Raw genomic sequence first — 14,940 nt, 5'->3', positions numbered from 1 at the left:
CCTCATGGTCACAGTTTTCCGCTGGCTCGTGCGCCTGACGGTGGCATTGATCCTTGCCAGCCTGGGCCTTGCGGCGCTGGCCTGGTATTTCGCGGTCCGGTCCCTGCCCGATTACGACGCGAGCTATGCGGTCCAGGGCATCTCGGCCCCGGTCGAGATCGTGCGCTCGACCGAGGATGTGCCGCATATCTTCGGCGCGAATGACGCGGATGTGTTCTTCGCCCTGGGCCTTGCCCATGCGCAGGACCGGCTGTTTCAGATGACCGTGCTGCGCCGTGCCGCCCAGGGCCGGCTGGCCGAAATCTATGGGCCGGGCGCGCTGGCCGCCGACGACCTGGCCCGGCGGCTGGGACTGTCGCGCAACGCCCGCGCCGCCGTCGAGGCGCAGGACGCCGCCACCGCGCAGGCGCTGAAAGCCTATGCCGCCGGCGTGAATGCCTGGATCCGCCAGGTCAACCTGCAAGCAAGGGGACGCGGCGCGCCCGAGTTCTTCCTGTTTCCCGACGACATCGCCTATTGGGAGCCTGCGGATTCACTGGCCATCCTGAAGCTGCTGGCGGCCAGTTCGACGGTCCAGGCCCAGCGCGAGGTCATTCGCGCGCGCCTGTCCCTGGCCGCGCCCGAGCGGGGCGCCCAGATCATGGCCGGCCCGGACGAGCCGCCGATGCCCGCCTATGCCGCGCTGTTTCCCGGCGCCCGCTTCTCGGGGGCCGAGCGGCGGGGCACGCCCCCCGACTGGGCCGGCCAGTTGGCGGGCTATCTCGCGCCCGCGCTTGGCGCCTCGGCCAATGGCTGGGCGGCGGCGGCCGAGCGCACGGCCGCCGGCGGCGCGCTGCTGGCCAACGATCCGCAATTCGCGTTGACCGCGCCGGGACTGTGGTATCTGGCGCGGCTGGAACTGTCCTCGGGCGGGGTGATCGGCGGCACGATCCCCGGCATCCCCGCGATCCTTTCGGGGCGGAACAAGGATCTGGCCTGGGGCATCACCCCCGCGCAGATCGACGATCAGGACATCTTCATCGAGGAGGTCCAGCCCGGAGAGCCGAACCGCTATCGCGGTGCCGAAGGCTGGACCGATTTCGTCACCCGGCGCGAGACGATCCGCGTCAAGGGCGAACCCGCGCGTCAGATCACGCTGCGCGAGACCGAGAACGGCCCGGTCATTCCCGGCAGCCAGATGGGGCTGGACGCGATCCTGCCCGCCGGCCATGTCGCCGCGCTGGCCTGGACGGGCTTGCAGCCGGACGACCGCTCGATGAGCGCGCTGCTGGGGCTGATGCGGACGCGGGACCGCCAGGCGGCGGCGCTGGCGCTGGCGCCGATGGTGGCCCCCGCGCTTAGCGTGACGCTGGCCGATGCGCGGGGCGTGGGCCAGGTCATGGCCGGGGCGCTGCCGGTGCGCCTGCCGACGGCGCAGACCCAGGGGCGGATGCCGCAACCGGGCTGGAGCCCCGCCGACCGCTGGCAGGGGGTGTCGCCCGCGCCCTCGGCCCTGGTCCGGCTCTCGCCCGCCGATGGCACCGTCGCCACCACCGGCGCGGCGCTTCGCGACGAGCCGCTGCTGGGCTATGACCGGGGTGATCCCTTCCGCCAGACCCGGCTGCGCCACCTGATCGACTCGCGAGAGGTGCATTCCCGCGACAGTTTCATCGCCGCGCAGAACGACATCGTAAGCCCCCTCGCCCGCGCGCTGCTGCCCCTGATCGGCGCGGATCTGTGGTTCACCGGAGAGCCGGCCGCCAAGGGCACGCCCGAACGCCAGATCCAGGATGCGCTGGGGCTGCTTGCCAATTGGGACGGCGCCATGAACGAACACCTGCCCGAGCCGCTGATCTATTCCGCCTGGATGCGCGCGCTGCAAGACCGCATCCTGCGCGACGAACTCGGTCCCCTGGCCGACGACCTGACCGAGTTGCAGCCGCTGTTCCTGCAACGCGTCTTCCGCGATACCGAGGGTGCCGGAGTCTGGTGCGACATCCGCCAGTCCGGCCCGGTCGAGACCTGCACCCAGATCGCCCGCCAGGCATTGGCCGCCGCGCTTCTGGACCTGACCGCGCGTTTCGGCCCGGATCTGGCAAGCTGGCGCTGGGGCGATCTGCACCAGGCCCGGCATGTCCATCCGGCGCTGGGGGACATGCGCGGGCTGTCCTATCTGGTGAACCTGATCCAGCCGACCTCGGGCGGGGTTTCGACGGTGGCTCAGGCGGGGGTGCTGGGCCGGGGCCCGAACCCCTGGCTGAACGTGACCGGCGCCGCCTATCGCGGGGTCTACGACCTGGCCGATCCCGACAGTTCGGTCTTCATCATCTCGACCGGGCAATCGGGGCATCCGCTCTCGCGCCATTACGACGACCTGGCCGAGTTGTGGCGGCGCGGCGAATATATCCGCATGTCGCTGGACCCGGATCTGGCGCGCGCCGCCGGCTCTGGCGTCACGCATCTGACACCGCAATAGCCCTTGCATCCGGCATTGCGCCAGCCATTCTGGCGCCCACTACCGCAGGCAGGAGAAAACCATGGCGCGCAAGATCATCATCGACACCGATCCGGGCCAGGACGACGCCGTCGCCATCCTGCTGGCGCTGGCCAGCCCCGAGCTTCGTGTCCTGGCGCTGACCACGGTTGCCGGAAACGTGCCGCTGGCGCGGACCAGCACCAATGCCCGCATCGTGCTGGAAATCGCGGGCCGGGGCGATATTGCGGTCCATGCCGGTTGCGACCGCCCCCTTTCGCGCCCGCTGGTCACCGCCGAGCATGTCCATGGCGCGACCGGCCTGGACGGGATCGAACTGTTCGAGCCGAAGGTGCCCCTGGCCGAAGAGCATGCCGTCGACGCGATCATCCGCATCCTGCGCGAGGAACCTGCGGGCAGCGTCACCCTGGTGCCCATCGGGCCGCTGACGAATATCGCCACCGCCTTCCAGCGCGCCCCGGACATCGTTCCCCGCCTTGCCGAGGTCGTCATGATGGGCGGCGCCTATTTCGAGGTCGGCAACATCACCCCGGCGGCCGAATTCAACATCTCCGTCGATCCCGAGGCGGCGAAGCTGGTCCTTGCCAGCGGCGTCAGGCTGACCATGCTGCCGCTGGACGTGACCCATCAGGCCCTGACCAGCCGCGAATGGATCGAGGAAATGCGTGCCTCGGGGCCGGTCGGCCGGGCCATCGCCGGCTGGACCGACTTCTTCGAACGCTACGACTGCGAGAAATACGGCACCGACGGCACACCGCTGCATGATCCCTGCACCATCGCCTGGCTGATCCGGCCCGACCTGTTCCAGGGCCGCGAAATCAATGTCGAGATCGAGACCAAGGGCGAATTCACCACCGGCATGACCGTCGCCGACTGGTGGCGCGTCTCGGGGCGCAAGCCGAACGCGCTGTTCCTGCGCGACGTGGATCGGGATGGGTTGTTCCGGCTGTTCGCCGAGCGGATCACCGGCCTGGACCGGCACTGACGGCGCGGGCGCGTCTCAGGGGTTTGCGGGATCTCAGGGAGTTTCCGGGGCCCGCTGCGCTTCGGGCGTGGCGGGGGCCTCGGGCGCCGGGCCGGCACCGATATTCTTGTCCAGCCGCGCGATCAACTCATCCGTCACGTCGATGGATTGCGCGGCCACGAAGATCGCGCTTTGGTCCAGCACCACCTGCGCGCCCCGGTCGCGCATAAGCTGCGCCAGAACCGGCAGGGCGGCACGGAAGAATGCGCCGCGCTCGGCATCCATCCGGGCCTGAAACACGCGCTCGATCTGGTCGCGCTCGCGCCGGACGGCAACCACGCGCTTGTCGAATTCGTCGGCGCGCTTGCGGAATTCGTCCGGCGGCAGGGCACCGCGCAGATTGGTCAGATCCTGCTCTTCGGTGGCGAACTGGCTGGCGAGGCGGTCGTTCTCGGCGGCGATCTCTTTGCTTTCACGCTCAAGATCCGCGTGGACGCGCCGGCCCCAGGCCGAACTCGCGAAAACCACATCCTGGTTGATGGTGATGATCGGCGCGCCGACCGCTTGCGCCGGTTCATCGGCCAGGGGCGCGACTGGCCGGTCCTGCGCCAGCGCGGGCACGGCCAGCGCCAGCACCAGCGCCAGGCCCCGGAACGCGCCCCCCCGCATCAGAACTGCGTCGAGATGGTCAGGTCGAAGTTCTGCTCAAGGTCGTAATCCTCTTTCTTGACCGCCTTCGAGAAGTTGAAGCGCAGGGGACCGATGGGCGTGGTCCAGAAGACCGAGGCGCCAATGGCCGCACGCACATGCATGCCGTCATCGACCTCGCCCAGATAGCCGGCCGTATCGTCCAGCCCCCAGACCGAGCCGATATCGGCGAAAAGCCCGCCCTTGATGCCGTATTCCTCGGGCAGACCCAGGGGGAACTGCACCTCGTTGCGCAAGGCCCAGTAATAGTTGCCACCGATGGCATCTTCGTTCGGCGCGTTCTGGTCGCGCGGGCCGAAGCCGTTCGGCTCGAAGCCGCGCACCTTGCTATTGCCGGTATAACGATCCAGGAAACGGCTGTTGCCATCGTCCAGCATATGCACCGCGCCCGCCTCGAACTCGCTCAGCAGGGTGATGCTTTCGCGCCAGGCATTGCTTTCCACCCCGGCATAGACGCCGCTGGTCACGGATTTCACGTCGCCGCCCAGCCCGGCGAAATCCTGGCTGAAGCGCAGCCGGTAGCTGGTGCGCGGGTCCAGCCCGGCCTTGCGGCTGTCATAGCTATAGGTATAGCCCACCGCCGAGGTGAAGAAACCGCCCTGCTCGCGCACCAGGATCGGGGACGATCCCTCAAGCTCGCCGCTCTCGCTGTCCACCTCGATCGCCGACACGTCGAAAAGCGTATCCTTGCTAAGGCGATAGCGCAGTTCCAGCCGGCTGCTCTCCGAGATCGGAAACTCCAGCCCTGTCTGGATGCCGACATTGCGCGTGTTGTAATCCGCGTTCAACTGGTCGGTGGTGTTGTAATACAGCCGAACGCTGGCCTTCAGGTCGCGGCCCATGAAATACGGCTCAACGAAGGTCACCCCCGAGGACTGGCTGCCCGAGCCGGTCGAGAAGGACAGATTGACCTCTTGTCCCCGGCCCAGGAAGTTCTTTTCCGAAAGAGAAGCGTTGAAGCCCACGCCACTGGACACGCCATAGCTGACGCCGAAGTTCAGGCTGCCGGTGGGTTGCTCCTCGACGTTCACGTCGACGATGACCTGATCGGGATTGCTTCCCGGACGGCTTTCGGCCTGCACGTCCTTGAAATAGCCCAAGGCGCGCAGCCGCTCGGCCGAGTTCCTGATCTCGCGCGGGTTGAAGGGATCACCCTCGACCGTGGCGAACTGGCGGCGGATCACCTCGTCAAGCGTGGTGGTGTTGCCCTCGATGTCGATGCGCTCGACGAAGACGCGCTGGCCACGGGTCAGGGCAAAGGTCAGATCCAGGGTCTGGCCGCGTTCGTTGCGGGTGATGCGCGGCTCGATATTGACGAAGTTCAGGCCCTTGCGCAGCGCCAGCGCCTCCATCCGGCGGATGGTGATGTCGATGCTGGTCGGGTTATAGACCTCGCCCTGCTTCACCCGGTTCTGGGCGGCGAATTCGGCCGCGTCGACGCCGGGAACCTCGCTGATCGTATTGACCTTGCCGAAAGTATAGCGCGGGCCTTCCTGGATCTGGAAGGTGATATAGAAGGCGTCGCGTTCGCGCGCGACCTCGGGGGTCACGGCCTGGACCTTGAAATCGGCATAACCGCGCGAGCGGTAGAAATCCGTCAGCAGCTTCTCATCGACCTGAAGCCGGTCAGGCGCGAAGGTATCGCGCTTGATGAAGGTGCGCAGGATGCCGGCCTGCTTGGTCTGCAAGACGTTGCGCAGGCGCTGGTCGGAAAAGGCGCGGTTGCCGACAAAGCCGATGCGCTCGATCTCGGTCACGTCGCCCTCGCGGATCTCGAAGACCAGATCGACGCGGTTGCCGTTGCGCTTGATGATCTTGGGATCGACCCGCGCGGCCAGGCGTCCCTCCGAGGCATAGACCTTGCTGATCTCGGCCGCGTCCGCCTCGGCCTGGGCGGGCGAATAGATCCGGCGCGACTGCGACTTGACGATCTGGGCCAGGTTCTCGTCCTTGAGGCGCTTGTTCCCCTCGAAGGCGATGGTGTTGATGGTCGGGTATTCGGCGACCTTCACGACCAGCGTGCCGCCCGAAGGGGTCAGGTCCACCGTTTCGAACAGGCCGGAATTCTGCAACCGTTGCAGCGCGGCGTTCAAATCGCCCGCGCTGACATTCTGGCCGCGCGGCAGGTCCAGATAGGACAGGATCGTCGCCGGCTCGATGCGCTGGTTGCCCTCGATGCGGACATTGCCGAAGACATAAGCCGCCGCCGGGCCGGGCATGAACGCAACCGGGGCCGTCACCGCCAGCGCCGAAATCAGCGCCAGCGCGCCCTTGCCGAATTTCCTGTGCGTCATCGCCGCCCTCGTGCCTCTGTCATTGGCCGGCGGGTTTGTCCCGCCCGAATTGCTGTCGTGGATACAGCGAAGCGGGCGGGACTGTCAAAAGGCAACGCCCCCTAGGGGCAGAAAAGATCGTTGGTGAGGCCGAATACCATCAGCGACAGCACCGCCGCCATGCCAAGCGCGGACAGCACGTCAAGCACCCGGTCCGAGGGCCGCCGCCCCGCGACGGCCTCATAGGCGTAAAACATCAGGTGCCCGCCATCCAGAACCGGCACCGGCAGAAGGTTCAGAAAACCGATCGCCGCCGAAAGGACCGCGATCCACCAGATGAAATCGCTTCCGCCGGCCGAGGCCGCCTGCCCCGTGCTTTCCGCGATGCTGATCGCACCCCCCAGGTTGCAGCTTCCGATCTGGCCCGTGGCCATGGCCCAAAGCCCGCCGACGGACGAGGCGATGATGTCCCAGGTCCGCGCGACGCCCAGCCCCAGCGCCTCGGCCGGGCCGGTCGGCCGCGTCGCGGGCTGGAACCAGGTGCCGCCGCCGGTGACGCCGATCATCCAGCGTTTCTCGAAGCCATCGGCGGTGGGCAGATCCTGCTCGCGCGCGGAAAGGGTATAGTCAGCCTCGCCCTGCCCCTCGCGCCAGACCCGCAGCAGGACCGGACGGCCTTGGGCCTGGGCCACCAGCGTGCGCAGTTCATCGAAGCGCGAGACGGGCGCGCCGTCCACCGCCAGGATCACGTCCCCGCCCATCAGCCCGGCCGAGGCGGCAGGGCTGCGCGGCGCGACACCCGCGACCAGCGCGGGCATGGGATCGGGGCCGGGAACCACGCGCTGCGCGCCCTGGCGCTCGACCGTCCAGTCATGGACCGGGCGCGGCACCAGCCTGCCCGCCAGTTCGGCCAGATCGCGCCAGGTCTCGACCGGCTGGCCGTCCACGGCCAGGATACGATCCCCCGGCTCCAGCCCGATCCGCACCCCCGGCGGCGCGGGACTGATCCGGCCGACCTGCGGCGTATCGGTGGGAATGCCCTGCCAGATCGCCACGCCCGCGAAGACCAGGATCGACAGGATGAAGTTGAACACCGGCCCCGCCGCGACGGTGGCGAAACGCGCCCAAAGCGGCGCGCCGGTCAGACTTTGGCGCGCGCGCGCGGGATCGACAGGAATCGAGCCGGCGCTGGCCGCATTGGCATCGCCCAGGAAGCGGACATAGCCGCCCAGCGGGATCGCCGCCACCTGCCACAGCGTCCCGTGCCGGTCGCGGCGCGAAATCAGGCGCGGCCCGAAACCCAGCGAGAACACCTCGGCCTTGATGCCCGAAAGGCGGCCGATGATGTAATGGCCGTATTCATGCACGGTAACGATGATCGAAAGCGCCAGCACAAAGGCACCCACGGTCCAGGCCAGCCCGCCCAGTTGCGCGGCGATCCCACCCATCATGCCGCCCCTTCGACACAGGCGGCATGGCGGCGGCCCAGGCGATCCCAGGCCAGCACGCCGTCCAAATCGGCGGGGCTGGCGCCGAAACCAGCCTCGCGCGAGGCAAGATCCAACGCCCGCTCGACCGCGACGGCCATGTCGGTAAAGCGGCACCGCCCGGCGATGAAGTCGTCCAGCGCCTGCTCCTTGGCGGCGTTCAGCACGGCGCCCGCCGCGCCGCCGGCCTGAATCACCTCGCGCGCAAGGCGCAGCGCGGGCCAGCGCGCCTCGTCCGGGGCGCGGAAGGTCAGCCGGCCCAAGGCCGCCAGGTCCAGCCGCGCCACCGGCAGGTCGGCGCGCTTCGGCCAGTGCAGCGCATAGCCGATGGCGTGGCGCATGTCCGGCGCGCCCAGATGCGCGATCGAGCCGCCGTCCCGGTGGCTGACCATGGCGTGAATGATCGATTCGGGATGCACCAAAACCTTGATCCGTTCGATATTCAGTCCAAAAAACTCATGTGCTTCAATAACTTCCAACGCCTTATTGAACATACTGGCGCTGTCGATGGTGATGCGCTGACCCATCGCCCAATTGGGATGTGATGAAGCTTGCGCGACCGTCGCCTCGGCCAGCCGCTCAAGCGGCCAATCGCGGAAGGCGCCGCCCGAGGCGGTGATGGTCACAGCCTCGACGCTATCCAGGTTCTCACCTTGAAGGGATTGAAATATCGCGGAATGTTCGGAATCGACCGGCAGGATTCGGGCCTGGCCGCGCGCGGCCTCGGCCATCAGCAGCCGCCCCGCCGCGACCAGGCTTTCCTTATTCGCCAGGGCCAGCACGCCGCCCCGCCGCGCCACTTCCAGCCCCGGCGGCAGGCCGGCCGCGCCGATAATGCCCGAAAGCGTCCAATCCGCCGGGCGCGCCGCAGCCTCGGCGATGGCGGCAGGCCCCGCCGCCGCCTCGATCCCGCTGCCCGCCAGCGCCGCGCGCAGCTCGTTCAGCCGTTCGGGCTGGGCGGTCACGGCGATCTCGGCGCGAAGCGCGCGGGCCATCTGCGCCAGCCTGGCGATATTTCCCGCCCCGGTCAGCGCCACGGTGCGATAGGCCGCCGGCCCACCCGCCCCCATCAGCAGATCGAATGCGCTTTCGCCGATGGAGCCGGTGGCCCCCAGCACAGTCACGCTGCGCATGTCAGCCTCCGATTACCGGCAAAAGATGAAGCAGCATCAGCAGCAGAGCCAGCAAAAGCGCCCCGACCATGGCGTCGAACCGATCCAGCGCACCGCCATGGCCGGGGATCAACTGCGAACTGTCCTTGACGCCGACGCGGCGCTTGAGCCAGCTTTCCGCCAGATCGCCGGCCTGCCCCGACAGCGCCAGAAGCGGACCGATCAGCAGGACCGGCCAGCCGGCCTGTCCGCAAATCACCAGCCCAACCGCCAACAGCCAGGCACCGATCCAGCCGGCCAGCGTGCCGCTCCAGGTCTTTTTCGGGCTGATCGAGGGCCAGAACTTGCGCCCCCCGACCTTGCGCCCGACGAAATAGCCCAGCACATCGGATTGCACGACCGTCAGCACCACCCAGAAGACCGTGGCCAGCCCCATCACCTCGCGCATGACGACAAGGCCATAGCCCGCGCCCAGAATCGCGACGGTCATCAGCACATAGGCCGGGCGCTCATGGCTATGGGTGCCGGGCAGGCCGACCAGGACAGGCACCAGCACCAGAAGCAGCGGCAGATCGCCCGGCAGGATCAGTGTTGTGAACAGCACCAGCCCCGAAAGAATGCCGATCAGGACCGGGTGACGGGGGCTGTGAAACTCGGGGTGGCGCCAGCCGGTCAGCCGCGCCAGTTCCCACATCATCACCCCCACCACGGCCGAGACACCCAGCCGCAGCCACAGCCCCGAGGACAAAAGCAGCACCACCCCCACGGCCAGCAGCGCCGCGCCCCAGCCGAAACGCTTGCGCAGATCGCCCCATTTGCCAGGCTTCAGCTTGTCACGCAGCCGCTCGCGGGGGGCGTTGCCCTGGGTCATGCGCCGCCGAAGCGCCGGTCGCGCAGACTGTAGCGGTCCAGGATCGCGGCCAGATGCTCGGGCGTGAAATCGGGCCAGAGCGTCGGGGTGAACTCATATTCAGAGTAGGCCGCCTGGAAGGGCAGGAAATTCGATGTCCGCGTCTCGCCCGAAGTGCGGATGACCAGATCGGGATCGGGCTGTCCGGCGGTGTCGAGGCAGGCGACGAAATCCGCCTCGGTCGGGTTCTGGACCTCGCCCCTCGCCACACGCTCGGACAGGCGGCGGGCGGCCCGCGCGATCTCGTCCCGGCCGCCGTAATTGATCGCGACGGTCAGGTTCAGCCTGGTGTTGCAGGCGGTCCGCGCCTCGATCCCCGCCATCAGGCGTTGCAGCCGGGTATCCAGCCGCTCGCGCGCGCCGATGAAGCGCATCCGCACGCCCTCGGCGGCAAGGCCGTCGGCCTCACGCTCGATATAGCGGGCGAAGATGCCCATCAGGCCCAGCACCTCTTCGGTGGTGCGCTTCCAGTTCTCGGTCGAGAAGGCATAAAGCGTCAGCCAGTTCACGCCCAGATCGGGGCAGGCGCGGACGAGCTGCTTGACCCTTTCCGCGCCGCGCCGGTGGCCGACCAGACGCGGCCAGCCCTTGTTGACGGCCCAGCGTCCGTTGCCATCCATGATGATGGCGACGTGCCGGGGTTTGGCGTCCTGACCGTCGGTCCTGGACAAGCGGGCTGCGGGATCGGCCATGAATTCAGACCTGCATGATTTCGGCTTGTTTCGATTCAAGCGCCTGGTCCACGGCGGCGATCATCTTGTCGGTCAGCTCCTGCACGGCGCCTTCCCAGAACTTCTGATCGTCCTCGGACATGCCCGAGCCCTTGGCCTTCTTGATCCGGTCCATACCGTCGCGGCGCACGTTGCGGATCGCGACGCGGGCATGTTCGGCATATTGCGCGGCCACGCGGGTCAGGTCGCGGCGACGCTCCTCGTTCAACTCGGGGATCGGCAGCATGATGATGGTGCCGTTCAACTGCGGATTGATCCCCAGGCCCGAATCGCGGATCGCCTTCTCGGCCTTGCCGACCAGCGCCTTGTCCCAGATGTTGATCGTGACCATGCGCGGCTCGGGCACGTTGACCGTGCCGATCTGGTTGATCGGCGTGGGCGAGCCATAGGCGTCGACCATGATCGGCTCGACCATGCTGGCCGAGGCGCGCCCGGTGCGCAGCGAGGCGAACTCATGGCGCAGCGAATCCATCGCGCCCTTCATGCGGCGTTCCAGGTCGTCGGTGTCGATCTCGATCTCGTCGGACATGCTCGGTCATGGCCCTTCTGCTGTGATTTTCAGCCGCTTTTAGCCGAGCATTGCCCGCAACGCAAAGGCTATGCAGGCATTTTAACCATGCACGCGTGTATAAGTGCCCTGCCCCGCCAGGATTCCGCGAAAACCGCCGGGCTCGTCCAGCGAGAACACGATGATCGGCAGGTCGTTGTCGCGGGCCAGCGCGATGGCCGAGGCGTCCATCACCCCCAGATGCTTTTGCAGCACCTCGTCATAGGTCACGGTTTCGTAACGCTTGGCGTCGGAGAACTTCTTGGGGTCCTTGTCATAGACCCCATCCACCTTGGTCCCCTTGAAGATCGCCTCGCAGTTCATCTCGTTGGCGCGCAGCGTCGCGGCGGTGTCGGTGGTGAAATAGGGGTTGCCGGTGCCGGCGGCGAAGATGCAGACGCGCTTTTTTTCCAGGTGGCGGACGGCGCGGCGGCGGATATAGGGCTCGGCCACCTCGTCCATGCGGATGGCACTGATCACGCGGGTATGGATGCCCTCGGCCTCCAGCGCGGCCTGCATGCCCAGCGCGTTCATCACGGTGGCCAGCATGCCCATGTAATCGGCGGTCGCGCGCTCCATGCCCTGGGCGCTGCCTTGCAGGCCACGGAAGATATTGCCGCCGCCGATGACCATGCAGATCTCGACCCCCAGGTCATAGACGGATTTCACCTCGGCGGCGATGCGCGCCACCGTCGGCGGATGCAGGCCGTAGGACTGATCACCCATCAGCGCCTCGCCCGAGATCTTCAGCATGACGCGACCGTATTTGATCGATTTCTGGTTCTGGTCGGACATGAGGCACCTTTCAACGGGAGGAGGCAGTTTCGCTGCCGCGCAAAATGTCGCAAAGAGGCGGGATGTTCAACTGCCAGGGACCGCCCCTCAGATGCGATGTGAGCAGATTGTCGCGACCATCCCCGCCGGGCGGCATGTGCTTCTGGCCGGCCCGACCGCCAGCGGCAAGTCGGCGCTGGCCATGGCGATCGCCCAGGCCCAGGGCGGGATCGTGGTCAATGCGGACGCGCTGCAAGTCTGGTCCTGCTGGCGGGCGATCTCGGCCCGGCCTTCGGTCGCGGACGAGGCCGCCGTGCCGCATCGCCTTTACGGCCATATGCGGCCGGAGGACGCGTTTTCGGTGGGTATCTGGCTAGAGCAGGTGCGGGGCCTGCTGGCACAGGGCCAGCGCCTGATCGTGACCGGCGGCACCGGGCTTTACCTGCACGCCCTGGGCCACGGGCTGGCGGTGATCCCGCCCATTCCACCCGAGATCCGGGCCAGGGCCGATGCGCTGATCGCCGAGGGCGGGCTTGCGCGGATGGCCGCGGACCTTGATCCCACCTCGCGGGCGCGGCTGGATTTGAACAATCCCGCCCGCGTCCAGCGCGCCTGGGAAGTACTGCGGGCCACCGGGCGGGGAATCGCCGAATGGCAGCGCGACACCCCAGCTCCGCTGATCCTGCCCGAGGATTCCGAGCGAATCGTCCTGACCAGCGACCGCGATTGGCTGGCCCAACGCATCGCCCGACGCTTCGCGCTGATGATCGAGCAGGGCGCGCTGGACGAGGCGCGGGCCGTCCTGCCCTCCTGGCAGCCGAAGGCACTATGGGCGCGGGCCATCGGCGCGCCGGAACTGGTCGCGCATCTGCGCGGCGAATGCAGCCTGGACGAGGCCGCCCGGCGCGCGGTCATCGCCACAAGGCAATACGCCAAATCGCAGCGTATTTTCTTCCGGGGGCGGTTGAAAACCTGGCGCCAAGTGCCGGCCGATGCAGCATAGCAGCAACATATTAAACAAATCGCAACCTTAAGGCGTTATCCACGTTTCCGATATGCCCTATGCGGGTTAGCCTCACAGGGCAGAAACGTGGAAGTTGCCGTATGTCCGAACTGCTTCGCCTGTTGCCTCTGGACCGACTTCTGCCGGATGCCGACCTGGTGCGGACAAGGCTAAGGGAGGCGGGCATCAATGCCGCGACCATCCTTGAGCCGGGCGCGCCGGATCCCCGTGACCATCCTGAGCCAGCGCCGAGTGTCGCGGCACGCGGCCCGGCCTTCACCGCGCCCATGGGCCTGCGCACCGCCGCCGCGCCGGGCGACGGCATGCGCCTGATCCCGCTGGCCGGATTCTGCTGGGGCGGGCCGGTGCGGGGACGGGTGCTGGGCCGTGGCTCGGCCGCCACGCCCCGCGTCCGGGGCGATCATGTGCTGATCCATATCGGCGCCGGGGCGGCGATGGAGGTGGAACTGCCGCGCATGTCGCATCCGCTGCCGCCGGGGCGGCTGGCCTTCATTCCGGCCGGGACCGCCTTTGCCCTGCATCCACCAGCGAAGGCCCAGGGATGGGCCTTGCTGATTCCGCCGCGCCTGGCCGAGCGGCTGCATGTCGCGCTGCCCGCCGCCTTTCGCTGCGGCCTGCCCGATCCCGCCGACCGCCCCCTGCTTGAACCGACGCTGCAAGCCCTTGGCCTTGGCACCCCCCGCGACGAGACCGAAAAGACCGCGACCGGCTGCCATCTGGGCCTTCTGGCCGTCGCCCTGTCGCGCATCGCCGAACGGGCCGAGGTCCACGAGGACATGGACCACCCCGAGCCCGAGGCACGGCCCCTGTGCCAAGGCTTCATCACGGCGATGACCCGCGATCCGGCCCAGGACCGCACCATGTCCGAGATCGCCGAAAGCCTGGGCGCCACACTGGCGCAGTTGGACCGCGCCTGCCGGCAATTCCGGGGCAAGCCGGCGCTGGATCTGCTTTACGAGATCCGCCGCGACCACGCGGCCCTGCTTCTGCGCGAGACCGATATGCCCATCGCCCAGATCGCGGCGAAGCTGGGCTATAGCAGCCTTGGCCATTTCATGCGCGCCTTCGCGGCGGCGACGGGGCGCACGCCCGAAAGCCTGCGCCAGCCCCCGGCCGACGATGCCGCGATGGCCGATCTGGCCTAGACCGGATCGGCCTGGCCCGGCCCCTCTGGCAGCCGCTCGGACTCGCGGCCGCGAAAGCCCTGGGCCACCACGAATTTCTCGGAGGAATCCGAGCGGCTGGCGGGGGGCTTCACATTCGCCACCTTGCGGAAATTGCGCTTCAGCATGGCCTGCATCTCGGTCTCGGCGCCGCCAGCCAGGACCTTGGCGACGAAGGTGCCGCCCGGTTCCAGCACATCAAAGGCCAATTGCGCCGCCGCCTCGACCAGGGCGACGATGCGCAGGTGATCGGTGCCCTTGTGCCCCGAGGAGGACGCCGCCATGTCCGACATGACCACATCGGCACGCCCGCCCAGCCATTCCTTGACCTTGTCGTCCGCCCCGTCCGACAGGAAATCAAGCTGATGGATTTCGGCCCCGGCGATGGGGTCGACCTCTTGCAGATCGACGCCCAGCACGCGGCCGACCTTCCTGCCGGATTTCTCGCCCAGCGCATTCACCCGCCCGACCGCGACCTGGCACCAGCCGCCGGGGGCGCAACCCAGATCGACGACCCGCGCGCCGGGCACCAGAAAGCCGAACTTGTCGTCCAGTTCCAGGATCTTGAAGGCCGCGCGGCCACGATAGCCCTCGCGCTTGGCACGCGCGACATAGGGATCGTTCAACTGCCGCTCAAGCCAAAGCGTGCTGGACAGCTTGCGACCCCTGGCCGATTTGACCCGCACCCGCAAATCGCGCTGGCCGCGCCCCGAGCTTTTCTTTTCCCCGCCACCGCTGCCGCTGCCGCTGCCGGGTTTCTTTCCAACCGTCATC

Annotated in this window: 13 protein-coding genes; 4 read left to right on the top strand and 9 right to left on the bottom strand. The window is 67.9% G+C overall.

Annotation, left to right across the window (positions count from 1 at the left end):
* Window positions 1-4 precede the first annotated feature (4 nt).
* Both QM682_RS08885 and QM682_RS08880 read left to right on the top strand, forming a co-directional pair.
* The gene (locus QM682_RS08885) at window positions 5-2,455 is read left to right on the top strand and encodes a penicillin acylase family protein (RefSeq protein ID WP_415128866.1); all 2,451 of its coding nucleotides are present in this window, start codon (window positions 5-7) and stop codon (window positions 2,453-2,455) included.
* Window positions 2,456-2,516: 61 nt separating this feature from the next.
* Window positions 2,517-3,458: a nucleoside hydrolase gene (locus QM682_RS08880; protein ID WP_415128864.1), complete on the top strand. Its 942-nt coding sequence runs from the start codon at window positions 2,517-2,519 to the stop codon at window positions 3,456-3,458.
* A gap of 33 nt (window positions 3,459-3,491) precedes the next feature.
* Here QM682_RS08880 and QM682_RS08875 read toward each other — a convergent pair whose 3' ends face one another.
* The 8 genes from QM682_RS08875 to pyrH form a co-directional block, all read right to left on the bottom strand.
* Window positions 3,492-4,106 carry an OmpH family outer membrane protein gene (locus QM682_RS08875; RefSeq protein WP_415128862.1) on the bottom strand — a complete coding sequence of 205 codons (615 nt, stop codon included), beginning with the start codon at window positions 4,104-4,106 and terminating at the stop codon, window positions 3,492-3,494.
* Window positions 4,106-6,439, bottom strand: a complete 2,334-nt coding sequence (bamA, locus tag QM682_RS08870) for an outer membrane protein assembly factor BamA (protein WP_415128860.1) — start codon at window positions 6,437-6,439, stop codon at window positions 4,106-4,108. Before bamA ends, QM682_RS08875 begins: the two co-directional genes overlap by 1 nt.
* Window positions 6,440-6,540: 101 nt before the next feature.
* On the bottom strand, window positions 6,541-7,866 hold the full coding sequence (gene rseP / locus QM682_RS08865) for an RIP metalloprotease RseP (RefSeq protein WP_415128936.1): 1,326 nt from the start codon (window positions 7,864-7,866) through the stop codon (window positions 6,541-6,543).
* Window positions 7,866-9,038: a 1-deoxy-D-xylulose-5-phosphate reductoisomerase gene (gene dxr / locus QM682_RS08860; protein ID WP_415128858.1), complete on the bottom strand. Its 1,173-nt coding sequence runs from the start codon at window positions 9,036-9,038 to the stop codon at window positions 7,866-7,868. The genes rseP and dxr overlap by 1 nt, the downstream gene beginning before the upstream one ends.
* Window position 9,039: 1 nt before the next feature.
* Entirely contained in the window at window positions 9,040-9,888 is an 849-nt protein-coding gene (locus tag QM682_RS08855) for a phosphatidate cytidylyltransferase (RefSeq protein WP_415128856.1), read from the bottom strand.
* A complete protein-coding gene (gene uppS / locus QM682_RS08850) occupies window positions 9,885-10,619 on the bottom strand; it encodes a polyprenyl diphosphate synthase (protein ID WP_415128854.1) in 735 nt (244 codons plus the stop codon). The genes QM682_RS08855 and uppS overlap by 4 nt, the downstream gene beginning before the upstream one ends.
* A gap of 4 nt (window positions 10,620-10,623) precedes the next feature.
* Window positions 10,624-11,187 carry a ribosome recycling factor gene (frr, locus tag QM682_RS08845; protein ID WP_415128852.1) on the bottom strand — a complete coding sequence of 188 codons (564 nt, stop codon included), beginning with the start codon at window positions 11,185-11,187 and terminating at the stop codon, window positions 10,624-10,626.
* A gap of 81 nt (window positions 11,188-11,268) precedes the next feature.
* Entirely contained in the window at window positions 11,269-12,000 is a 732-nt protein-coding gene (gene pyrH / locus QM682_RS08840; protein ID WP_415128850.1) for a UMP kinase, read from the bottom strand.
* Between the two features lie 91 nt (window positions 12,001-12,091).
* Between pyrH and miaA the strand changes: the two genes are divergently transcribed.
* Both miaA and QM682_RS08830 read left to right on the top strand, forming a co-directional pair.
* On the top strand, window positions 12,092-12,982 hold the full coding sequence (miaA, locus tag QM682_RS08835) for a tRNA (adenosine(37)-N6)-dimethylallyltransferase MiaA (protein ID WP_415128848.1): 891 nt from the start codon (window positions 12,092-12,094) through the stop codon (window positions 12,980-12,982).
* A gap of 101 nt (window positions 12,983-13,083) precedes the next feature.
* Window positions 13,084-14,148, top strand: a complete 1,065-nt coding sequence (locus QM682_RS08830; RefSeq protein ID WP_415128846.1) for an AraC family transcriptional regulator — start codon at window positions 13,084-13,086, stop codon at window positions 14,146-14,148.
* Here the strand turns inward: QM682_RS08830 and QM682_RS08825 are convergent.
* Window positions 14,145-14,939, bottom strand: a complete 795-nt coding sequence (locus QM682_RS08825) for an RlmE family RNA methyltransferase (RefSeq protein WP_415128844.1) — start codon at window positions 14,937-14,939, stop codon at window positions 14,145-14,147. The genes QM682_RS08830 and QM682_RS08825 overlap by 4 nt on opposite strands.
* Window position 14,940 lies beyond the last annotated feature (1 nt).

This window comes from Paracoccus sp. (in: a-proteobacteria) (assembly GCF_047605025.1).
In the GTDB taxonomy this organism is placed as follows: domain Bacteria; phylum Pseudomonadota; class Alphaproteobacteria; order Rhodobacterales; family Rhodobacteraceae; genus Paracoccus.
Note: the sequence above shows the minus strand (reverse complement) of the source record. Positions and strands in the feature narration are given on the sequence as shown.